This is a genomic window from Desulfuromonas svalbardensis, assembly GCF_055389415.1.
Map to the genome: position 1 here is coordinate 282,385 of NZ_AP042416.1, position 24,066 is coordinate 306,450.

At 46.6% G+C, this 24,066-nt stretch carries 18 protein-coding genes; 10 read left to right on the forward strand and 8 right to left on the reverse strand.

The features are described from left to right. Positions 1-16 precede the first annotated feature (16 nt). Both ACZ5KY_RS01350 and ACZ5KY_RS01355 read left to right on the forward strand, forming a co-directional pair. The gene (locus ACZ5KY_RS01350; RefSeq protein ID WP_464242117.1) at positions 17-1,339 is read left to right on the forward strand and encodes a sensor histidine kinase; all 1,323 of its coding nucleotides are present in this window, start codon (positions 17-19) and stop codon (positions 1,337-1,339) included. Between the two features lie 44 nt (positions 1,340-1,383). Then, positions 1,384-2,142, forward strand: coding sequence for a response regulator (locus tag ACZ5KY_RS01355; protein ID WP_464242118.1), 759 nt, complete (start codon positions 1,384-1,386; stop codon positions 2,140-2,142). Here ACZ5KY_RS01355 and ACZ5KY_RS01360 read toward each other — a convergent pair. From ACZ5KY_RS01360 to plsY, 3 genes are all read right to left on the reverse strand, one after another. Continuing rightward, positions 2,132-3,835, reverse strand: coding sequence for a SulP family inorganic anion transporter (locus tag ACZ5KY_RS01360; RefSeq protein ID WP_464242119.1), 1,704 nt, complete (start codon positions 3,833-3,835; stop codon positions 2,132-2,134). The genes ACZ5KY_RS01355 and ACZ5KY_RS01360 overlap by 11 nt on opposite strands. Before the next feature lie 209 nt (positions 3,836-4,044). Beyond that, positions 4,045-5,121 carry an endolytic transglycosylase MltG gene (gene mltG / locus ACZ5KY_RS01365; protein ID WP_464242120.1) on the reverse strand — a complete coding sequence of 359 codons (1,077 nt, stop codon included), beginning with the start codon at positions 5,119-5,121 and terminating at the stop codon, positions 4,045-4,047. Beyond that, on the reverse strand, positions 5,093-5,680 hold the full coding sequence (gene plsY, locus ACZ5KY_RS01370; protein WP_464242121.1) for a glycerol-3-phosphate 1-O-acyltransferase PlsY: 588 nt from the start codon (positions 5,678-5,680) through the stop codon (positions 5,093-5,095). Before plsY ends, mltG begins: the two co-directional genes overlap by 29 nt. A 213-nt stretch (positions 5,681-5,893) precedes the next feature. On the opposite strand from plsY, the gene ACZ5KY_RS01375 reads away from it, so the two are divergent. Then, a complete protein-coding gene (locus ACZ5KY_RS01375) occupies positions 5,894-7,858 on the forward strand; it encodes a monovalent cation:proton antiporter family protein (RefSeq protein ID WP_464242122.1) in 1,965 nt (654 codons plus the stop codon). Positions 7,859-7,943: 85 nt separating this feature from the next. On the opposite strand, the gene ACZ5KY_RS01380 is transcribed toward ACZ5KY_RS01375, so the two are convergent. From ACZ5KY_RS01380 to ACZ5KY_RS01395, 4 genes are all read right to left on the reverse strand, one after another. Then, positions 7,944-9,020, reverse strand: a complete 1,077-nt coding sequence (locus ACZ5KY_RS01380; protein WP_464242123.1) for a KamA family radical SAM protein — start codon at positions 9,018-9,020, stop codon at positions 7,944-7,946. Between the two features lie 624 nt (positions 9,021-9,644). After that, the gene (lspA, locus tag ACZ5KY_RS01385; RefSeq protein WP_464242124.1) at positions 9,645-10,127 is read right to left on the reverse strand and encodes a signal peptidase II; all 483 of its coding nucleotides are present in this window, start codon (positions 10,125-10,127) and stop codon (positions 9,645-9,647) included. 1 nt (position 10,128) lies between these two features. Further along, positions 10,129-12,915 (reverse strand): isoleucine--tRNA ligase, encoded by a 2,787-nt coding sequence (gene ileS / locus ACZ5KY_RS01390; protein WP_464242125.1) that lies wholly within the window; start codon positions 12,913-12,915, stop codon positions 10,129-10,131. A 243-nt stretch (positions 12,916-13,158) separates the two neighbouring features. Further along, entirely contained in the window at positions 13,159-14,061 is a 903-nt protein-coding gene (locus ACZ5KY_RS01395; RefSeq protein WP_464242126.1) for a multiheme cytochrome-associated LysR family transcriptional regulator, read from the reverse strand. A gap of 408 nt (positions 14,062-14,469) precedes the next feature. Here ACZ5KY_RS01395 and ACZ5KY_RS01400 point away from each other — a divergent pair, with 408 nt between their 5' ends. Next, the gene (locus ACZ5KY_RS01400) at positions 14,470-15,573 is read left to right on the forward strand and encodes a GSU2203 family decaheme c-type cytochrome (RefSeq protein ID WP_464242127.1); all 1,104 of its coding nucleotides are present in this window, start codon (positions 14,470-14,472) and stop codon (positions 15,571-15,573) included. A 21-nt stretch (positions 15,574-15,594) separates the two neighbouring features. Next, positions 15,595-18,105 (forward strand): GSU2204 family CXXCH-containing (seleno)protein, encoded by a 2,511-nt coding sequence (locus tag ACZ5KY_RS01405; protein ID WP_464242128.1) that lies wholly within the window; start codon positions 15,595-15,597, stop codon positions 18,103-18,105. 96 nt (positions 18,106-18,201) lie between these two features. On the opposite strand, the gene ACZ5KY_RS01410 is transcribed toward ACZ5KY_RS01405, so the two are convergent. Then, positions 18,202-18,867, reverse strand: a complete 666-nt coding sequence (locus ACZ5KY_RS01410) for a hypothetical protein (protein ID WP_464242129.1) — start codon at positions 18,865-18,867, stop codon at positions 18,202-18,204. Between the two features lie 152 nt (positions 18,868-19,019). Here ACZ5KY_RS01410 and ACZ5KY_RS01415 point away from each other — a divergent pair, with 152 nt between their 5' ends. From ACZ5KY_RS01415 to serA, 5 genes are all read left to right on the forward strand, one after another. Next, the gene (locus tag ACZ5KY_RS01415; RefSeq protein WP_464242130.1) at positions 19,020-19,259 is read left to right on the forward strand and encodes a FeoA family protein; all 240 of its coding nucleotides are present in this window, start codon (positions 19,020-19,022) and stop codon (positions 19,257-19,259) included. Beyond that, positions 19,259-21,433, forward strand: a complete 2,175-nt coding sequence (gene feoB / locus ACZ5KY_RS01420) for a ferrous iron transport protein B (protein WP_464242131.1) — start codon at positions 19,259-19,261, stop codon at positions 21,431-21,433. Before ACZ5KY_RS01415 ends, feoB begins: the two co-directional genes overlap by 1 nt. A gap of 221 nt (positions 21,434-21,654) precedes the next feature. Next, positions 21,655-21,825 carry a DUF362 domain-containing protein gene (locus tag ACZ5KY_RS01425; RefSeq protein WP_464242132.1) on the forward strand — a complete coding sequence of 57 codons (171 nt, stop codon included), beginning with the start codon at positions 21,655-21,657 and terminating at the stop codon, positions 21,823-21,825. Positions 21,826-22,078: 253 nt separating this feature from the next. Next, the gene (locus ACZ5KY_RS01430) at positions 22,079-22,279 is read left to right on the forward strand and encodes a cold-shock protein (protein ID WP_464242133.1); all 201 of its coding nucleotides are present in this window, start codon (positions 22,079-22,081) and stop codon (positions 22,277-22,279) included. Between the two features lie 147 nt (positions 22,280-22,426). Continuing rightward, a complete protein-coding gene (gene serA / locus ACZ5KY_RS01435) occupies positions 22,427-24,058 on the forward strand; it encodes a phosphoglycerate dehydrogenase (protein WP_464242134.1) in 1,632 nt (543 codons plus the stop codon). Positions 24,059-24,066 lie beyond the last annotated feature (8 nt).

Consider the following 24,066-nt stretch of genomic DNA (forward strand, 5'->3'; position numbering starts at 1 on the left):
AGCCGTCCTTTTAATCATGGGACTTTTACTGATTTTCCTTCAGTATACTTACTGGGATTTATCGGTCAAACGTCGTCAGGCGAACGACCTCGTTAAGGTGTTCATCTCGTTAGCTGAAGCTGATCTTGCGGCAAAGCGAATCCACGCGTTATCAACGGCACTGCGTCGTAATTTTGTTGTTAATGCGCCGCGCCTCGAAGAGATGGATCAACTTTATTCTCACCTTTCTCGAGCCATAAATCACACAGTGACTCACCTAAAGGTTCCACCTGAAACAGTTACCGTATTAAATCAAGCCGTCGCAGACCTCGATCCCAGTGAGGGTATTGATACAGAACGTTTTCTTTCTGCCCTCTCAGTCATGCGTCCTAAAGTGATCACCCTTATTGAAACGGCTCGCAGCCAACGCGGTAAAATTAAACGAGAACAAAACAAAAGTATTGATGAGTTGGTTGCACGAACGGCTCTGGTCTCCCTTATCGTCATGAGCGCATCCATTGTTTTAGGGATTTTATTATCTCTATTTTTTGCACGTAGAATTTTACGCCGAATCCAACTGATTTCGTCTGGAGCAAGCAGCCTACTGCGTGGCGAACGCAAACTAAGTACCGCCCCCGAAACAATCAGCGATGAGCTTGATGATCTCAACGTTTCCCTTGGTAATATGGCCGACAAATTGATTCGTGTTGTTGTTGCCGAAAAATTACTTGAAGGGGCAGAAGAGGAGCGACGGCGAATTGCTCGCGACTTGCACGATCAGACTCTTTCGGACCTCTCAAGTATTCTACGCGACGTTCAAGAATTAAAATCGGGTACATGCGCGAAAGTTGCGATAAAAATCGAAACAGAGCTACAGGGATCTATCAATAATTTAAGGGAGGTCATGGATGATTTGCATCCACAAACCCTAGATGTGTTAGGCCTCAATGCAGCGCTACAATCTCACATTGAAACCCACCAAAATGGCAATGGCCACAGTATCGAAAGCAACTACTATGCTTCGGACTTAGCTGAAGAACTTGTTCTTTCAAAATCGGTCCAACTTCAGCTCTACCGCATCATCGTTGAAGCTGTACACAATGTGTATCGTCACTCTGGGGCAACACGCTACGAAGTCAATTTTGATGTAGCAAATCAACTTATCGTTCTATCGGTTGAAGATAACGGTTGCGGATTCACCCTATCAAAGGACGCTCTAGGCCGGGGTCTGCATAACATTCAAGAGCGAGCCCGTACAATCGGCGCTACGGTTGAATGGCGTTCCTCTCGTTTTTCCACAGGAACGCGCTTTGAAGTATCAATGGAACATAGCAAAAATGCCGAAACAGAAACAACTTAAACACCGCTGGAACCAGTAGACGACAATTAAAACGGAGAGACACCATGCCAGCATTTAAAGTTATTATCGCCGAAGACAATCCCAAAGATTTTGAATTTCTTGAACAGCTTTTAGCTGATTGTGACCTAGCAAATTTCACCATTGCTCGGGCACCAAATGGCCAGGCTGCCCTTGAAATGGCGCTGGAGGTTGAAAACCCGCTGGTCATTAGTGATATACAAATGCCTGAATTGAACGGAATTGATTTTGCCAAGGCACTTTGGGATCAAAAGCCTCAAGCACGGATAGTTTTTTGGAGTCAATTTAAAGATGAGATGTATGTTCGCTCGCTGCTAAAGATCGTACCGCCAGAAACCGTTTACGGTTACATCCTAAAATCGAACACTAAGAGTCGTATCGCCTCGGCTGTTGTTACCGTGCTAATTGATGAACAATGCTGGATTGACCCAGACGTACGAAAGGTTCAAGGTCGAACAGGACACAGTCAAACCGCTCTTTCAGATATTGAATTCGAAGCACTCATTGATATTTCTCTTGGACTAACAGACAACCTGATTGCCCAGCGCCGCTACCTTTCTCGCCGAGGCGTACAGAGCCGTCTGAACTCTCTGTACAACAAGCTCAGTATCGACCAAGAACAATTTCAAACGGAGAAGGTTGGCGATGCCTTCAACCCGCGCAACAGAGCCGTTTCTGTTGCGACACACCGTGGTTTAATCAATCCATTTGAGCTTGAACACGAAGAACGGGAACTGCAAGAGTGGCTGATTCAGTTTAAAAAACGCAATAAAATCAAAGAGTAGAGATCTCATCATCTACTTCAGACAAAGCCAACAGCACCTGCGCTCTTTTGAGCGCGGCATCAATATTACAAGCAATCTGCTCCTCACCAAGGTCGGAATATAAATGCGTCCGTCTTAGCTTCATCAACACATTGTCCTGAACGCCTGATAAGATCAACTGCGTGTTATCATTGTGTGTTTTTTCGAAGACATCCTCTAAAACACGAATAGCTGTAGCATCAATCGTAAAAATATGACGCATACGTAAAATGAGAACCTTGGGCGGCTCCTCGATAATACTCAGTGTATCTTTAAACTGATTCGTGGCACCAAAGAAAAACGGCCCATGCACCTCAAACACTTCAACCCCCGCAGGAATTTGATACAGCGAAATAGAGAGATCATCCTCTTCGTCATCCTCATTTACATCTAAACCGCCACAACCACTCACGTGGCGAACCTGTGTTGCGCTACCCATCCGTTGCATAAACAGTAACGCCGACAACACCACTCCGACCTCAATTGCCACGGTTAAATCAACAAATACTGTCAGTGCAAATGTGGTCAGCATCACAAAAATATCATTACGTGGCGAACGAAATAAGCGCACAAAGTGACGCCATTCGCTCATATGGTAAGCAACGATCAACAACACTGCCGCCAAAGTTGCTAAAGGGATGAGACTGGCCCAACGACCAAACACCATCATAATCATGAGCAATGTCAACGCGTGAACTAATCCAGAAATAGGCGTTTTACCACCATTTTTGACATTGGTTGCCGTTCTAGCAATGGCTCCAGTGGCTGGAATACCACCAAACAATGGTGAAACAATATTTGCAATACCCTGTGCCACCAACTCCATATTAGATTTATGACGATGGCCCGTCATTCCATCGGCCACCACTGCTGACAGCAACGATTCAATCGCTGCGAGCAAAGCAATCGTCAATGCTGGAGAAATTAAAGCGGGGATCATTGCCCACTCAAAATGGGGCAGCTGGGGCCGAGGTAACATAGTTGGTACTTGACCGAAAGCACTACCAATGGTTGCAACAGGGAGATCAAACCCCTGTACCATGAGCGTGGTCACAATCAAGGCAACAATCGAACCGGGAATCTTTTTAGTCACACGCGGCCATAGAACAATAATCGCCAACGCCAGCCCTGCGACAAAAACGGCATAGATGGAAAAAGAGGATAAGTTATGCGAGTACAACACCACACGACCAACAAAACTACTTGCCGCTGTTTCCAATCTCAAACCAAGCAGATCTTTCACTTGCGTCATAGCGATAATCAAGGCAATGCCACTGGTAAAACCGACGGTCATCGGATAGGGGATGAACTTGATCGCCGTACCTAAACGACACACCCCCATCACGATCAACAGTGCTCCCGCCATCATAGTAGCAACCGCTAAACCTGCATAACCATGCTGCTGAACTATGGAAAAAACAACAACAATAAACGCACCCGTTGGCCCACCAATTTGCACGCGACTACCACTGAATAACGAAATAAGAAATCCAGCAATAACTGCGGTAAACAGACCCTGCTCAGGCTTTACCCCCGATGCAATGGCAAATGCAATAGCTAAAGGTAACGCGACTACGCCAACTATTAACCCTGACATTAAATCTTCAACCAATTTTTTACGTGAGTAGCCCTCTTTCAGGCAACACAGCAACTCTGGCACTAAACGCGAAGTCATCAGTACTCCTCCTGATAAGCTCATCGTTAGATAGATATCAGATGGTCTCAGCTTTACAGAAGATTACGTAAAGGGGAGGCTAGGTGATAGGTACCTTCCGAACCTTATTAACAAGTCTCGATAGGCGACACTCAACAAACCTAAGTGGTATGGGTATCGTCTTGCAGGGAGACACCCTAGGCTTTTTTCACAGAGATGACAAGGGAAGATTAGCGTTTTAGTTGATAGCGGCGAACCGCTCGATTGTGCTCTTTAAGGGAGCGCGAGAAATAATGCCCGCCCTCACCGGTAGCAACGAAATAAAGATAATTTCCCTCTTCAGGATAGGCGGCAGCATGCAGGGCAGACAATCCTGAATTAGCAATGGGACCTGCGGGCAAGCCGCGCATCCTATAGGTATTATAGGGGGTTCTGGTACGCAAATCCTTGCGGGTCAAGTTCCCGTTAAAATCCTTAATACCGTAAATAACCGTAGGATCTGCCTGCAACATCATGCCGCGTTTGAGGCGATTATGAAACACAGCCGAAATGCGTGGCATCTCTTGTTCATTGCCAGCTTCTTTTTGAATAATCGACGCTAGGGTCAAAAGTTGGAACTCATCCAGTCCGTGTTTTTTTGCCGCGGTAAGAAGTGATTCCGTCAGGTGCTGCTGTGTCTGCTTCACCATCACTTGCAAAACTGTCCGTTCAGAACTGCCAGGTGCAAAGCGATACGTTTCAGGAAACAGATAGCCTTCGAGAGATGAAACCTTGATATTCAACTTTTGCCGAAAAGATTCATCCTCCAATAGGGCATGATAACGGGCCTTGTCCCCCAACCCAGATTGCGCACACAAATCGACCACCTCAACGACGGTCATCCCCTCAGGGAGGGTACATTGCGCTAACTCCACCTTTCCGGCAACAAGAATCTGTAAAATATCGAGGGCTGACTTCGCACCCTGAACTCGATAGACGCCTGCTTGAATTTTTCGTCCCTCGCCTTTTAACCGCACTAGCAAACGAAAAATAAACGGATCAGTGATCACACCTTTGGCAGCAAGGGTTTGTGAGATCTTCGCCACCGATTGACCCGATTCAATGGTAATGACAACACCATCTGAATCTTCGGCGCTAAGAGATTCTGGCTGCATAGGCCGCAAAACAACCACAGCAAAAACCAGCACAGGAATGCCAACAAAGAGGGAAAAAACCAGCGCCGCTTGCCACAGGCGTCGCCAGAATTGGCCCTCACCCTGCTCAACAAAGGCGGGTGACTTACCCTTTAAATTTGGTTTCTGTGCCATTGCGTAGCCGTTGAATATTAGAAGAATGGCGGTAAATAACACCACTGGCAATTAAAACAGTTGCCATCATCACGGGGAAGGAGCTGCCAAACAGATAGACCATAAATGGGATAACCGCTGCGGCACAGATTGAAGCGAGTGACACATAGCGCCAACGCCACAATATTCCAGCAAAAACCAACAAAGCCACACCAACCGATGCCGCAGAAAGAACGAGGTAAATCCCCAATGCCGTAGCCACCCCTTTACCACCTTTAAATCCGAGGTAAATCGGATAGCAGTGACCAACAAATAGAGCTACGGCCACCAGTGCAAGCTGCTGTTCACTAAAGCCACCCCATAACTTCATCGCCAACAACGGCAACAAGCCCTTGAGCATGTCAGCAACAAGAGTCAAAACCCCGAGACGTTTCCCTGCAACGCGATACACGTTTGTCGCACCAATATTTCCACTGCCCGACTGCCGAACATCACCAGCACCAGCGATGCGAGTCAGCACCACACCGCTAGGGATGGCTCCGACCAAATAAGCCACGACAAGGATTATTATTAGTTGCATAACGCTATCAACCTTCCTATGAAAAAACAAATAGTTAGCTTTTATACTTCGTTAAAATATTGCCTGCGTTTTGTATCATACATCGACATGAAACAGTACAATAAACGCGTTTCACCTCTGTGTAGTGCAGCAACCTTTTGATTTAACGACAACCTGCCACCAATACGGTATAATGTCATTTTTAACCAACCAACAAGAGAAAGCCTCACAGACATGCCTGAGCACTCATTTCTTCTCGAACTTTTAATTCTTCTGGGTTTAGCTCTTGGCAGTGCTCTTATCTTTACCCGACTACGTCTATCACCCATCATTGGCTACCTCGTTTCGGGCATGATTGCTGGGCCCTACGGTCTCCATCTCATACAGAATGTTAAAGATGTCGGCGCGATCGCTGAATTTGGCGTCATTTTACTGCTATTCACCATCGGACTAGAATTTTCAGTGTCTCGCTTAATGCGCTTAAAGCATCTCATTCTAGGTGGTGGTCTTGCCCAAATGGCTCTTAGTGGTGCAGCCCTGATAGGAATTGCTGCTGTTCTCGGAGTGCAGATGCAAGCAGCCATCCCTTTGGCAATGGCACTGGTGCTCTCCTCGACAGCCATAGTACTTAAACTTCTTAACGAGCGTGGTCAAATTGATACCGTCCACGGACGTATGGCGCTAGGCATCTTGCTTGCTCAAGATTTAGCGGTGGTATTCTTTCTCATTGCGCTACCCCTTATTGCGGGTCAAGAGTTAGGCTTCTCAATCATCGCCTTTAGTAAGGTGGCAGCTTTACTGATTGGATTATTTATCTTCTCCCGTTTTTTGCTACAACCGTTGCTACTCAATATTCTTAAATCACGCTCGCAAGAGCTGTTTAGGATAACAATCTTAGCCCTGATTCTCGCTACGACATGGCTCACAGGCGAAGTGGGTTTATCGCTTGAACTCGGTGCATTCTTAGCGGGCTTGGCACTCGCTGAATCACCATATGCGCATCAAGCACTGTCCGATATCTTACCATTTAGGGATACGTTTCTAGCCATCTTCTTCGTCTCAATCGGCATGCTAGTTAACCTACAGCTAGTGGTGGCCAAGTGGCCACTTCTACTGGCCGCCACCTTAGCCGTAATTCTCATCAAGTTTATCGCTGCAGCACTAGCAACACTGCTCTGTCGTCATCCGCTGAGGATCGCGCTGTTAAGCGGTTTTTTACTTTTTCAAGCAGGTGAGTTTTCGTTTGTATTCCTAAAAAGTGCGACAGATTTAGCTCTGATCTCAGATACAACCTATCAAATTACTCTCGCAGTTATCGCCTTAACCATGATCGCCACCCCCATTGTTGCCGGAAAGGCTGAACAATGGGCCGCGGCTATTGCAGCACTATTAGGCACTCCAGCTAAAGAGATTCACCCTGAAATACAAGAAAAAACTGGCAATCTTACTGGCCACGTTTTGATTGCTGGCTATGGACTTTCAGGGAGAAATATTGGTTGGATACTGAAGCAATTTAACATTCCCCATCTATACATTGAACTCAATGCCGCCAATGTACAGCGAGGAAAACGGGATGGTGATTTTATCATTTACGGTGACGCGACCTCGCGTGACCTACTTCACGAAGTCGGCATTGAGCGAGCGAAAGCATTGGTTTTATCGATCAATGATCCTGCCGCTGCCGCACGCACGATTAGCGTTGCCAGACAGCTAAACCCGAACTTCACGATCCTCGTACGCACCCGCTATGTTGCAGAACTTGATCACCTACATAACCTCGGTGCCGATGTGGTTATCCCTGATGAATTTGAAGCGAGCCTCCAGCTGGGAAATAATCTCATGCGCCGCTTTAACATGAACGAAGGGAGAATCCTCCACGCCATTTCACAATTGCGCCAACAGCATTACAATTCAATGGTCGCTGCCAATGCTCCCGCGCAAGGACTGTCGGTACTCGATAGCGGCCGGCTTGACTATCAAGCCCTCCCTGACGATTCCCCTTACCTGAATGCTTCACTAGCCGAAATCGACCTGAGAAATCAGGTGGGCGTTACCGTTGTCGGTGTGATCCGTAAAGAGCGAACCATCTACAACCCCTCAGGATCATTCAAAATCGAGCAAGGCGACACATTAATGCTCCTCGGTGCTAACGATGAAATATTACAGGCCAGCGAAGTGCTGCATGGCCACCCACTCTAATTTGACAAGACACTAAATTAGACCTTTAACTGTCAGTACAGTAAGCACCACCGTACTGACAGTTACCATCAAGGTAAAATTCTTTTCATTCTGGGATGTTGGGAATGGTGGTCGTATCGCCGAGATGGTTTTTCAAGGTATATTCTTGATCGGTTTTTCCTTGAATATAATAATCAGGCATCAGCGGGATCTTACCAACATTAGTAGCCACCACATACATGGGCTGCGCCAAACCAGTCGTATGACCACGCAATGCATCGCGGATCAGCTCGGCACCTTTTTCAACCGGAGTGCGGAAATGGTCAATACCTGGAGCAGCTTCACAATAGAAGACATAATAAGGGCGAATTCGTACTGTCAACAGCTTCAGATGCAAGGCGCGAAAGGTCTCGACATCATCATTGATCCCCTTAAGCAGGACCGCCTGGTTGCCGACATTTATTCCACACCGCATTAAGTCAAAAACAGCGCGCGCCGTATCTTCCGTTAATTCCTTGGGGTGATTACACTGGGTATTGATCCAGATCGGCACCTTGTGATACCGGCCGAGAATCTTTTGCAAATTCTCGGTGATGCGACTCGGCAACACGATTGGCACGCGTGAACCGATGCGGACCATCTCCAGATGCGGAATCTGGCGCAGACGGTCTAGCAAATAAGCGATTTGGTCATCAGGCAACAGTAGCGGGTCGCCACCAGTGATCAAGACATCACGCACCTCAGGGTGAGCCGCAATCCAATCTAACCCCTCATCAACATTGAAATCCAACTTCAGATCACCATCAACCACTAACTCCTTGCGAAAACAATGGCGACAGTAAATACCACACGTTTGGGTGACGGTAAAAGCGACGCGATCCTGATACTGGCGAGCAATACTATCTGGTCGCACCTCATCCGTAGCACGATTCTCCTTCCAAACTAGATAGTTGTCCATACCAAAGACATTTTCCTGCTCATGGCGGGATGGGATCACCTGCTTGCGAATCGGGCAATTAGGATCATCACGATCCATCAACGAGGCAAAATAGGGCGTCGTTCCCCAAGTGGTGGTGTTGGCGATGAGGACCGTGCGCTCTTCATCGGTTAAATTGACGTACTGTTCGAGGCGATCGATGGTATTAACAAATTCTCTGAGTTGGCCTTGCCACTCGGCTACCATGGTGTCTCCTTTACGGGTTAGAAAGTAGGCTGACGCAAACGAATTCAACACCAATGAAGAAAACGATTACTTCAGACCAGACACACCGCAGAGAGGATAGAACACAAACAAGGTAAGCGAATAGACGTGAGTCAACAAAGACAAAAAAAGGGATACCAGAAAGTGACAGACGTAGATCGCACAGAAACGCAGACAACCAGCAGTGCGCTGGAAATTTATAGATTAGTTTATGATTAAAGGTCAGGGCCACCCGCACCCGTACTTGAAATGGAACATTCCAAGCCAGTGCTGCCCTTAAGAGAGAGGGTTCGTCCCGAACACACCAGAGTATGATCAGTCCACCTCACGAGCGGGTCTATGGTCGGACCGTCCAGATTGAACGCCGCCATGAATAAGTAGACACTAACATAGCTGCAACTTGATTGCAAATGGTGGTTAAAAAAGAGCGCGCAGCTACATTATGACCCATAGCCTCATTCCATCAGCGGTATCTTCTATCCATTTACCACTATCTTGGATATCACGACCCAAACCACCCATACACCCGCAACCAGCCATCAACAGCATCAGTACTAACGAACGAAAGCTATCGTCCGCTTCATATCAGTTTCTTTTCTTGAGTGGTTACTTTGAGCGTCGTTTTTCTTCGCGCCACAAGTCAATCAACAACAGGCCAACACCGATAGTGATCGCAGAATCAGCAACATTAAAGGCAGGCCAGTGATTTTGATACCAATGCACATCAATAAAATCGATCACCGCCCCGAGGCGCAAACGGTCGATTAAGTTGCCAATAGCACCTGAAAACACCAGAGCCAAACCTAACCGTTGCAATTGTTGTGCAACGGCTAAGCGCTTAAACAACCACAGGATAACAGCTAAAGCAAATAACGCTACCCCTGCGAGCAACGGCACCCTAAACGGGCTATTAGCAAGCATACCGAAAGCTGCGCCCGTATTAAGGACGTAGCAAATATTAAAAAAATGCTCGATCACCGTTCGGCTTTGGTGTAGCACCATAGTCGAATCAATGTAGATTTTCGTTAACTGATCGAGGGGCAACACAATGGCCACAACGATCAGCAGTAAACGATAACGTTGCACCATTCTAGCAGCCCTGCTCTAACACAGCGATGCATCGTGGGCATGCGGTCGGATGACTGGTATTCGCACCAATTTCGGTCGAATAGTTCCAGCAGCGATCGCATTTATCTCCCTCAGCAGCGGTAACGCCAACAATGAGGCCTTCTACTTTTTCTGACGTGAACCCACCCTCAACACTTTCAACAAGATCTACCTGAGAAACGATACATAGCGTTGCCAGTTGATCAGCATACTTTTCCAGCAACTCACGGCACTCAACACCTGACACTGCAAGTGTAATCTTCGCTTCAAGAGAATTACCAACCAGTTTCGCATCACGAGCTAGCTCTAGCGCTTTTGAGACATCGGAACGAACGGTCCACAATTGCTGATACACGTCGTCGAGTTGCACATCAAGTAGACTTGTTTCAAATTGTGGAAGCATAGCAAGATGAACACTACTTTCGCGCTCACCCGGCATCTTGTCCCAAATCTCTTCAGCGGTAAATGATAGAACCGGTGCAATCAAACGTGTCAACGCATCAAGGATGCGATACATAGCCGTTTGCGCACTGCGACGCTCTAAACTTGTTGCCGCTGAGGTATAGATTCGATCCTTGATGATATCGAGATAGATCGAACTTAACTCAACGCCACAAAAATTATGTACGGCATGATACAGCACGTGGAACTCATAATCGTTATAGGCATTCTCAACACGACCAACCAGAGACTCTAACCGTGACAGTGCCCAGCGATCAAGTTCGAGCAAATCACCATCGGCAACCATATCGGTAGCAGGATCAAAGTCATGAATATTGCTAAGGATATAACGGGCGGTATTGCGAATACGACGATACGCATCAGATAACCGCTGAAGGATCTCATCACTAATGCGGATATCATCTTGATAATCTTGAGCAGCAACCCACAAGCGCAGTACTTCAGCACCGAACTTATTGATCACTTTTTCAGGAGCGATAACATTGCCTTGTGATTTTGACATTTTTCGGCCATTACCATCGACAACAAAACCGTGCGTCAACACCGCTTTGTATGGGGCAACACCGCGTGTACCAACGGATGCCAACAGGCTCGAATGGAACCACCCACGATGCTGATCGCTACCCTCTAAGTATAGATCGGCAGGCGAATCTAAGTTGTCACGTTTTTCAACGACAGCAGCATGCGAAACTCCTGAATCGAACCACACGTCGAGAATATCAGTCTCTTTGGTAAACTCACCGTGACCACAGGCCGAGCAACAGGTGCCTTCCGGCATCAAGTCTTTGGCTTCTTTTTCATACCATTGATCGCTACCACCATCTTCAAACAGATCGGCAACATAGTGCATCACCTTCGCATCAGACAGTGCTTCACCACAATCAGCGCAATAAAAAACAGTGATGGGAACTCCCCACGAACGCTGACGACTAATACACCAGTCAGGTCTTTTTTCGATCATACCGTAAATCCGCTCACGGCCCCAACCTGGAATCCATTGCACATCATTGATATGTTTAAGGGCTTGTTCGCGTAGATTGTTTTCTTCCATCGACACAAACCACTGCGGTGTCGCACGGAAAATAACCGGCTTTTTACAGCGCCAACAATGGGGATAACTGTGGCTCAGGTCACTGCGTTTCAGCAATGCACCCACTTCTGTCATCTTGGCACACACCGCATCATTCGCTTCAGCGAGCTTCATGCCGCCAAATAGTTCCACATCCTTACGGTAACGACCATAGTCATCGACAGGATTATAAATGTCCAAACCATATTTCAAGCCAACAACATAGTCCTCATGACCATGACCGGGTGCGGTATGAACACAGCCCGTTCCGGCTTCGAGAGTGACATGATCGCCAAGGACAATCAGTGAGTCACGCTCATAAAAAGGATGCTTGCAGCGCTTATTCTCAAACAATTCACCACTGAAGGTAGCAACAACTGTACCGCTAAGATCGAGTTCAGCGAGAACGCCAGCGTAGAGTCCTTCAGCAAACACAAGTACTTCACCCGAAGCCATCTCAACCGCAACATAGTCGAGTTCAGGATTGAGACAGATTCCCATATTTGCAGGAATCGTCCATGGAGTGGTGGTCCAAATAACAAAGGACAGTGACTTCCCTTCAATAGCAGCCAACTCCGCAGGAAGCTCATCGACAAAAGGAAACTTCACAAAGATCGAAGGAGAGACATGGTCAGCATACTCGACTTCGGCTTCAGCTAATGCTGTCACACAAGAGGTGCACCAGTGTACCGGTTTTTTCCCCTTATACAGACCACCGCGCTCAGAAAAACGCGCTAGTTCACGTGCTGTCGCCGCTTCATAACTATCATGCATCGTAAGATAAGGATTATCCCACTCACCAAAAATACCTAACCGCTTAAACTCATTCGCCTGAATCTCAACCCACTCGCTGGCGTAAGTGCGACATTCGCGGCGAATCTCAGCCTTGGTCATGTCACGCTTCTTCTTACCGAGTTTTTTGTCGACCATTAACTCAATTGGCAAACCGTGACAGTCCCAACCCGGAACATACGGCACATCGTAGCCCTGCATGCGCCGGTTTTTCATAACGATATCTTTAAGGATTTTGTTCAGTGCGTGACCAATATGGGTGTGACCGTTCGCATAGGGAGGGCCATCGTGCAGAGTAAATCGTGGACGACCTTCACCCGCCTTAGCAATTTGACCTGTCAGATCGACCTCATTCCAACGTTGCAACATTTCAGGCTCACGCTTAGGAAGGTTTCCGCGCATAGGGAAGTCGGTTTTCGGTAAATTCAGGGTATCTTTGTAGTCCATTTCGATCCTCACATTTATTAATATAATCGGCAACAGGGGACCATTTCTCCCCCCATCAACTCCAAATTCTCTAAATTCTATTAAATAAGCCGCTTAACTTATCAGAATAGGGGAAGATTCTCCACCCTTTTATCCGCACAGCAGCACCTGAACGATACCACCAACAGAACTCACGTATATACTATATGCATATCAAACACAAACCCAGCAGACTGCGAACAAACACAGTCGCAAATAAGAAGACTACACCTCTAAACCAAAGTAGTTGAGCACACTCTCCATGAAGCTGCGCTTCAACGATAAGGCTGCCTCACATTCTCGTGCAACAATACTGCGCTGACGATAACGCTGAAAACCATCAACATGATGTTCAAGCAACCGTCCCGCAGCAATATCAGCGTCCACTGCTGAGCGCGAAATAAAGGTCACCCCCGCGCCAGCCAGCACCTCTTGAATGATCAACCAAAAATCATCAAGAACCATCACCCGTTGAAACTGGTCAATGCCTTGTTCAGCATTATCTAAATTAAGCGTCAACAGATCTCGACAACTACAACCATCACGGCGGGTAATAAAACAGTATTGTTTCAGCTCTTCTAGCGAAATGCCACCCTCGGGAATCCCCATGCTTGGCGCGCTGACAAACACCATCTCATCTTCCGGTAAAGAGCGATGGCGCATCATACCAAAATCGATATCACCCAGATGCTCGATAACGACTACATCAAATTCTCCAGCCCTCAACCCATCCAATGCGGGCAACGGCGCATTAAACAAAAACTTAAGATCTTCGATCTCGCCATGTTGCGGCACAAAAGTTTTGAGAATTTGTGGCAAATGAGCCATGCCAAACGCCGGGGTACTACAGATGTTAAGATGCTGTTTATTATTTAAGGAGCGCAGTTGCTGCATCATCTCCTCTTCCATATCCAAGATACGGCGGGCCCCATCAAGCACAACCTTACCGGCAACCGTTGGCACCAATGTCGCCCCTGATCGATCGAGCAATGCAACCCCACAACAGTTTTCCAAACTTTTCGTTCGCTGCGAAACCGCTGATTGAGTAATATTCAACTTAATTGCCGCACGAGAGAAGCTCCCCTCTTCGGCCGCCATTAATAATGTTTTCAGATATTGTGTTTCCATATCAATTGCTCCATTGCAAAAAAACCCATTTCACTACAGCAAAACCTGGATGGTCCCCAGCACCACCGGGGGCTGTCCCAGATTTTGCTGGCGCCCACACCACATTCCAGCCCCTACAAAGTATAGCAAATTCCGAATATAAGCATGTAAAACTATAAGCTGGCCTTATGAGCCCATTAAAATCATTCGTTTTACACTAACAGTCAACAAACGTATTGTACACACGATAACAAACGTGGGTGTTATAGCGCTTTTTTCACCACATAGTGGGCAAAGCCTGCAACACACTGTTTTTCCTGAGTTTTTTAATGCTGGACGATTGTTCGAATCATAACCCTATGAGTCAACAATGGCGGTATAAATCAACATTGGGATCACATCATCGGTGGAAGACCGAAAGGAGAAAACATGCGAAGGAAGTTGAACACCAAGGCCTCATGGCTGGTGAAAGCCCTTCCCCTGCTACTGATTCTGGGCGCTTGCGCTACAGGAACAATCAGGGAAAAGGTTCTCACACTGCCAGTGATCGAGGGTGCCACTTATGTAGGTCAAGAGACCTGCCTAGAGTGTCATGACGACATGGCCGGCGATAATTTCGCCACATCAACCGGAGGCGAAGGTTTTGCTAAGACCATTCATGGTCGCCTAGCAGACTGGGAGCTAATGGGAGCAGAAAAAGGTTGCGAGTCTTGCCACGGACCCGGTAGCCAACACGTAGACAACGATGGAGATCCTTGCTTTATTCTCCGTCCAGCTGAATTAAATGCTGACGAATCTGCGGCAATTTGCTCAAAATGTCACACTGACGGCAAGTTGATGGACTATACTCACAGTGCTCACGCATTGAGTGACGTAGGCTGCATCGACTGTCACAGCGTTCACGATGGCGAGGGTAAATTCAGCCTTAAAGCTGAGGATCCAGAGCTTTGCTTCACCTGCCACAAGGAAGAGCAAGCAAAAACTCACTTCCCATCTAGCCACCCTCTTGAGGCTGGTAAAATGAACTGCTCAAGCTGTCACAATGCTCACGGTGCAATTGGCGAAAGCTTGAACACCGACGAGCGCTTAAACGACCTATGCTTGAACTGCCACACCCGTTACCAAGGTCCTTTTGTCTTCGGTCATGCACCAGTTGAAGATGATTGTACCATCTGCCACGATCCACACGGTAGCGTTGCCAACAACCTGTTAGCTCAAAACGAGCCATTCTTGTGCCTACAGTGCCACGAAGGTCACTTCCACATGTTGCGTGAGTCAGACTACTCCGTAGCGGAATCTGACTTCCTAGCTAATGATCTGCCAGACACAATTGCTGGAACCAAAAACCCTTATGAAGATACTAAAAATGTTTTCACAAGCGCTGCAGCACAAAGCACTGCTGACATTGTAAACATTCACGGAACTGAGGGTTTCCAAACGTCGTATGGCACCAAGTGTACTACTTGTCACAAAGTTGTTCACGGCAGTGACTTCCCATCGCAACCACTTACTGGTGGCGGCTTGACCCGTTAATTTTTTTAGGAGGCACACATTATGAAGCAAAGCCAATTATGGCTGCTTGCACTGTTGACCGTCCTGACGTTTGTAGCAGCTACCACAGCTATGGCGGAAGAGGGTGCGGGTCATCTCACTGGTTCTTGGGAACTAGGGATGAGCGGCATCAATACGGATGACAATGCAGCACGCGTAAACGAGTATGGTTCAGTACGTCAAGAGGACGGTGTTTCTCTTGCTCCTCAACTGGATCTTGAATTTGAAAAAGGTGGTTTCATTCTTGAACTTGAGAGCGAGACTATGGGTCCCCGCGACCAACAGCACAGTTTAGGCCTTGATTTTGGTCGTGTTTTCAAACTCGAAAGTGAGCTGTCTGTTCTTGAACATACTAAAGATCACGAGACTCTAGCTCAAATGGGCGCAACAGCTCGTGATGACATCGGTGGCGGACAACCTAGTGTAACCACCGACAGCATCTATGCTAACCTTATCGAGGCAACAGGCAACGATGGCGTCGCAGTTGGTGGCGGTAACTTACTTGATGCAGACAAGAACCTAGCTTACGACCCTGCAGTAGCTTGGGATCAAGAAGTTAGTAACAACTACGTCGTAACTCGCCGTGAGTGGGTAAATGAAGCCGAACTGGTTATCCCACAATTAGCTAACGTAACATTTAAAGCTGGCGCTCGCATCGAAACCCGTGAGGGGATGGAGCAATCTATCAGTCTCGCTAAGTGTGCTAGTTGTCACGTAAGTGCTGTAGGCAAAGAGATCGATGAGCGCACCGAAGAGTACACTCTCGGCGCAACAGGTAAATTTGGCCTTCTCACTGTTGATTACGAGTACTTAACTCGCGACTTTGAAGAGCAAAGTGGTGGCGCATTTCGCTGGTATCAAAACGCTGCTGGTCCCGCACTATATTCTGCAGATTTTGGCGCTAAAGCCGGTGACCTAAAACTGGCAAAAGCCAGTCAAATTATTTATGACAAAAGTGAATTAGAGCTCAACAGAACTCCAGACTCTGAAAAAGATTCACACATGGTCAAGGCCCGCCTTGATCTGCCTAACAACACTATCTTTTCAGCTAGCTATGTAAATGCTGACATTGAGAGTCAGAAATCTGATCAACCCGGCGAATACACCTTTGAGGGTAGCGACACACTGAAAAGTGAGTACGAAGGATTCAATGGTAAGCTGGCAACCAAGTTAGGTCCAGTACGTCTATCTCTACGTGGTGGAATGTATGAGATCGATGGTCCTAAATATTCACTGATGTTCCCTGACCGTCAAGAAGCTATTGACCTAGAGACAGCAGAAGCTCTTGCAGGAAACATCTCTACATCTCATTACGATAACTTCAACTACAGTGATCCTACTTCAGCTGTACCTTATATGCCTGTAATTCAGGAATATGAGTCAGCAGAATCACGCGAAGTTACCGAATTCGGCTTTGATGCAGTTTATCGTTTAGCCAGAGCAACAACACTGCGCCTCGGTTACGAGTACGAAGATGTTGAACGCGACGAAGAGGAGCTTGGCGAAACTGAGACTCACACCTTCACTGGCGCTATCAATACCCGCGTAAATAAAACTCTTTCAGGTCGCATCAGTTACAAGTATCAAGACATCGATGAGCCCTTTGCTGGAGTCCATGTCGGTATCGCTCAAGAGATTGGCACTGTCGACCCTCTAAACCCAGACCTGTGGTACCTCAACACTGCTGATTTTACCGGCACTGATCCAAATGACAAGTTTGCATACTACTGGAACAGCGTCTATTCATCACGCACACTAGAATCAACTAACCAGCCTGATGAAGTTCACGAAGCCAAGCTAAGCACCACATGGTCTCCGAGTGCAAACATGGCTGCTACATTCTACATGCGTTTCCGCTATGAAGAGAACGATACCGTTGAGTACGAGCAGTCCACATTCGTTCCAGGTATGAGTTTCTGGTATGCACCAAGTGACAAGTTAAACCTCACCATGTCCTACACATTCAACAATCAAGATACAGAAAACCGTATCTGTGTTGGTTGGTACCATGGCTGAGCGAACGCAGTAGCTTCGTCCCAGTTTGGGTCGATCTGTAAAACTACCGAGTACGAATCAAGCGTTCACACTGCAGCAATCAATGCTGACTACCAAGCAACTGATGCACTAAAGCTCACTGCGGGCTTTACTTACAACCGTGCTGATGATAGTTGGGATTGGAAATTCACCGAAAGATCTAGCCTCAACTCATTTGCTGACCTAGATGGCAATGGTGAGCTAGACGACAATATTGCAACCAGTGGTATCGAAGTCCCAGGTCTAAAAAGTTCAGTAAGTTATGAGGACTGGGAGCTAAACAACGAGATTGATGAATACTCTGACCTCTCTTACGAGCAGTATTCATTCACACTTGGCGCTATCTACAACTTCACTGATGCATTTTACACAGAAGTATCAGGCACCTATGACATCTTTGAATCTGAAGAAGAGTATGTCTACGGCGACGAAGATGGTAAATCTTACAGTGGTTACGTTGCATTCGGTTACAACTTCTAAAAGGAATTCTCTTTTAGGATAAGTTCAACAAAAAGCCCGACTGGTTTTCCAGTCGGGCTTTTTTAATTCTATAAATTTATTGGCAAAAAACTAGGATCAAGCCACCTCACTACATACCCTACATAAAAACTTCGATACCTCATCAGCATGGGAAACAACCATGCCATGCCCCGCGTTAGTTAAAATTTCACCTTGGTCTAATTGCGGCGGAAAAATCACGCTATCTTGCCCACCATGCAATGAATAAATTTCACAATTAATTGACTCATCGGAACGATATCCTGTTACCAAAGTGCTTCCGCGAAGCAATAATTCACGCGGTGTATCAGCGATCATTTTCCTGCCCAACTCAACAGCACTCAATTCACCCTCACCAAACACCTTATGTAAAAAAAATGAACTCATCAGGATGCGACGCACCAGACTAAACGGCAAACAACGAGCAAACCGATGAAGCTGATCCGATGATGAAACAAGAGCATCAGACGATAATGCACCGCTCAATAACACCAAGGCCCTTGTTACACGTTGACGACAGATCTCACTAGCAACCATACTGCCAAAGGAACAACCACCAACGATATCGTTTTCACCAATACTCAACCAGTCTGCATGCCGGCGAGCATACGATGCCATATGTTCACCCTGTTCAGGGATCAACAATCGAGGCGTTACAAGCGGTACGGGAAGCTCAGTAAGTCGAGCATACATTCGATCATCAGCCGCTAACCCCGGCAATAAAATTAAACGCTTTTTACCCACCACAACACCTCCTACCGAATTAAATGAAAAGAACACTCTCTTCACTTTAAATGTTATAACGATATTCCCCTTGACTACAACCTGAGCACCAATATAATGATAAAAATTATCAAAATCATTTAAATAATACACCAGACGGGATAAAGAAAATCATGATCTGCTCCATACGTCAACTTGAGGTTTACGATAAAGCGATTGTTACCTCAATTAGTGCTGCGGGAGAAATGGGTCGCCGCTTACGCGATATGGGCCTTGTTCCCGGCACTGAAATTGAGATAATCGGCCGTGCTCCCCTTAAAGATCCTGTCGCCCTACGTTTACGTGGTTTCACACTTACCCTGCGCAATAATGAAGCTGACTTTATCCATGTTGAAAAAAAAGAGGTCGAATAATGTCAGACAACATGATCGCGTTTGCTGGAAACCCCAATGCAGGAAAAACTACTTTATTTAATACGATAACAGGTTCACGCCAACATGTTGGCAACTACCCCGGAATTACCGTTGAGCGCAAAGAGGGTAGCGTACACTATAAAGATAATAAGCTTAACATCATTGACCTACCGGGTTGCTATTCTCTCACAGCATATACTCAAGAGGAACTGGTCGCCCGACAAGTTCTTATTGATGAGCGTCCGAGCCTTGTTGTTAACGTTGTTGATGCAACCAAATTGGAACGCCACCTATACCTCACCATACAATTCCTCGAACTTGGCATCCCTGTCATATTAGCTCTCAATATGATGGATGATGTACGCAGCAAAGGGATAACAATCGACATTCCAGCGCTCTCGCAAGCTCTTGATTGCCCAGCAATTAGTACCGTTGCACGCAGTGGCGAAGGTAAAGATCAACTTCTTGACCAAATCATCGCCACATCTTCTGCTAGAGCAGGAAAATGGAACCCGTTTAAGATCTCGTACGGCCCCGACATTGACCCAGCACTGGACAAGATGGAACAGATTATAGCCGACAACGCATTCTTAACCGACCGCTATCCTGCACGCTGGACCGCTATAAAATATCTCGAAGGGGATGAAAATCTGCACGAACAAGGACAACAATCTGCAGAAACATCACAACAACTAATAAAAATTGCAGACGACCTTCAGGTTCATTGCTCAAAAACCCTCAACTCATTCCCAGAAGCGATCATTGCAGACTACCGCTACGGGTTTATCCATTCTCTGCTACGTAAAGGTGTGATAACCATCCCAAGCGTAGAGAGCCGATTGGATATCACCGACAATCTAGACAAGGTCCTCACGCATAGAGTTTTAGGGCCAAGCTTAATGATGTTCTTACTCTACGCCATGTTTCAAGTCACCTTCACACTTGGCGACTATCCGATGCAATTACTCGAGGCCATTTTTGGTTTTATGGCGAATAGCGCGACAGCCATTTTGCCCGAAGGCCACCTGCAATCACTGATTGTTTCTGGAATAATTGATGGCGTAGGTGGGGTCCTAAGTTTTGTGCCCCTGATTATGATTATGTTTATCATGATCGCCTTTCTTGAAGACTCTGGCTACATGGCTCGAGTGGCCTATATGATGGATAAGGTCTTTCGCATTTTTGGCCTCCATGGCAGCTCCGTTATGCCGTTCATTATTTCAGGTGGTATTGCTGGCGGCTGTGCGGTGCCGGGTGTCATGGCAGCCAGAACGTTACGTAGTCCACGAGAAAAACTAGCAACAATCTTAACCGCTCCATTCATGCCCTGCGGAGCTAAAATCCCAGTGTTTTTATTATTGATCGGTGCGTTTTTCTCTGATCACCGCCCTATGATTATGTTCTCTATCACCCTAACAGCGTGGATCATGGCACTCATTGTTGCAAAGCTGCTGCGCTCAACAATCATCAGAGGCGAATCAACCCCATTTGTCATGGAACTTCCACCCTATCGTTGGCCAACTGTTCAAGGGGTAATGATTCACACATGGGAGCGCACATGGGAATACATCAAAAAGGCGGGGACCGTGATCTTAGCGATTTCGATCCTACTTTGGGCAGCCATGACATTCCCAAGTCAAACAGCGGAGCAAGTTGCCGTGTTTGACAGTCAGCGGCAGGCCCTAGAACAACAACTCATCCAAAGCACAAGCCCTATCAGCAAGCAAACAGTAACCGTCCAACTTGAGCAGCTCAATCAACAGCAAAGTATGGAAGCCCTGAAAAATTCAATGGCAGGAAAAATGGGGGTGCTACTTGAACCAATTAGTCAACTTGCTGGATTTAACTGGCGTACCAACATTGCCCTACTCGGTGGAGTCGCAGCAAAAGAGGTAATTGTTTCAACACTTGGAACCGCCTACTCAATTGGTGATAGTGATGCAGAGGAAACCACCAGCCTAGCAACGCGCATCGCAAAAGACCCAACATGGAGTAAATCCGCTGCAATCAGCGCGATAATATTCGTCCTCTTATATGCTCCATGCTTCGTTACCATTGTCGTTATGGCACGAGAATCGAGCTGGAAGTGGGCCTGCTTCGCATTGATCTTTAATACCACCATTGCTTTTTCGCTCGCAACACTGGTTTATCAAATCGGAATACGGATAGCATGACATTAACAAGAGGAAACAGCAAGAGCTATTCAGTACACAAAACTGAAACAAAACAAACACTTAAGCATCACCACCACCTTCATTAAACAAGGTAAACCATCGCTGAATTTGCAACGTATTTTTTTTCCTAGACATGTTAGAGAAACTCTGTATATTGAATCCAGTTCGCTTAGTTTGGGCCCACAAAGCTCATGTTCAATTTCAATCAAAGGAGAAACAAAATGGCTTACGTAATTAGTAGTGACTGCACTAGCTGTGGTGCATGCGAAGACTCTTGCCCTGTAGAAGCAATCTCTGAAGGCGCTGATCAGTATGTAATCGACGCTGACACTTGCACCGATTGTGGCGCATGTGAAGATAGCTGCCCTGTAGGTGCTATTACTGAAGGTTAATTCTTTCAGCAAATTAGTTTCAAATAAAAAAGCGAGGAGCACATGCTCCTCGCTTTTTTATTTAGGGCAGATAGCCTAACCACTCAAACTACTTTTCTCTTGCGATTCACGCAAAAAGCATGTTAGCGTGCCTTGTGTTTTGAGTTTAGTACGGAAATCTTTTGAATTAACGGTTCGATAGCGCACCACAGAATTCCGGCTGAAAACACCAGATATAGACCGACAAAGTCGGCATTTAAAGGAGTAAGATACAATGGCACAAGGTTCAGTAAAGTGGTTCAATGACGCAAAAGGTTTTGGTTTCATTGAGCAAGACGGTGGTCCTGACGTATTCGTTCATTTCTCAGCAATCGGTGGTGACGGCTTCAAATCACTCGCTGAAGGTGACCGCGTAGAATTTGAAATCACTGACGGCCAAAAAGGTCCTCAAGCAGCTAACGTAATCAAGCTGTAAATTACGCAGTTAAAAAAAACAAGCTCCACCGTGAAAGCGGTGGAGCTTTTTTTATTTCTACGACACCTCGTTACGACACCGCCTTCTCAGCCCTGCTTTCATCTTGACATGCCCACCACCTATTGCTAGGTTTGCAAGTGCTTTTTATTGTGGAAATCTATCCATTTTATTCAAACGGCGGGCAATGCATTGCGAGTCTTAATTTCAGACAATTTTTCAGCAGAAAGCTTACAGGTCCTCTCCAACACTGAGTCCCTAACTGTTGACTACCGACCAGGAATCACCTCGGACGAACTCATCAACGAGATCACTGACGTTGATGCGCTACTCGTCCGTGGAGGAACCGCTATCACAGGACAAATACTCCGCGCAGGATCAAAGCTTAAAATAGTCGCCCGCGCTGGTATTGGCGTTGAAAATATTGACATGATTGCCGCAAACCAATGCGGTATCGTTGTCACAAACACCCCATCAGGCAGTACAACAACGATTGCTGAACATGCCATTTCAATGATGATGTCCATCGCTCGAATGATCCCCCAAGCGCACGCCTCTGTTCGTGAAGGGCAATGGAACTCTACAAAATTTATGGGTTCTGAAATAAGCGGGAAAACTCTTGGCATCATTGGCGGGGGTAAAATTGGTCGACGAATCATTGAATACGCTCGTGGTCTTCATATGCACGTCAACCTTTACGACCCCTACCTTTCTGAGGAGATCATACAGCGACTCGGTGCAAGCAAGGTAAATCTAGACACGCTGCTCCAGAGTGCCGACTTCATTTCTCTACACGTACCACTAAACAATGAAACCGAAGAGCTGCTTAATGCTGAAACTTTTGCAAAGCTGAAACCCGGATGCCGGTTGATCAATTGCGCACTAGGCGGCCTCATCAACGAACCCGACATGATTAATGCTTTACTTAACGGGACCCTTGCGGGCGCAGCTCTTGATACCTTTACCACAGAACCACCACATCCCAGCAATCCACTATTGACAATGGATAATGTTATTTGCACGCCCCATATTCGTGCGGCAACAATTGATGCTCAGGAAAATGTAACGGTTCAGGCGGCACATCAAGTTGTGGATTTTCTCACAACAGGCATTGTCCGTAACGCCCTTAATGTTCCATCTGTAAATGCCGACCTGCTTGACAGTTTACGACCCTACCTAGAACTAGGTGAAAAAATGGGGTCATTTCTAGCTCAGCAATTAGACCACAAGCCATTTGATGATATTGCTATTGAATATTCGGGCGAATTAACTCGCCACTCCACCGAGCCAATAACGCTTGCCATACTCAAAGGGCTACTCACACCGATCATCGGTCCACGTGTCAACTACGTCAATGCCCCACATATTGTCCTCGAAAGAGGAATAAACGTTAGTGAAATTCGGCGCAATGTTGCCGAAGGGTTCTCGAACATGATAGAGTTAGTTGTTTCGGGAAAACAGGGTCAACAATCTGTGCGTGGAGCGATGTTCAACAACCAAGAGTGCCGAATTGTGGGCGTAGATGGTTACTCAGTTGAAGCGATCCCATCAGGGACAATTTTGGTGGTTAAAAACCATGACCGCCCTGGCGTTATTGCCCTACTGGGTACCTTGATGGCAGAATCGAATATCAATGTTGCCATGATGAATCTATCACGAGGAAAAATTAACGGTACCGCCATGTCGCTGCTAACCGTTGACCACCGTATCCCCAGTGAGACCATGGAGCAGTTACGTCAAAATGAAAACATACTATCCGCTATACAGGTAGAGTTTTCCTAAACGAATCC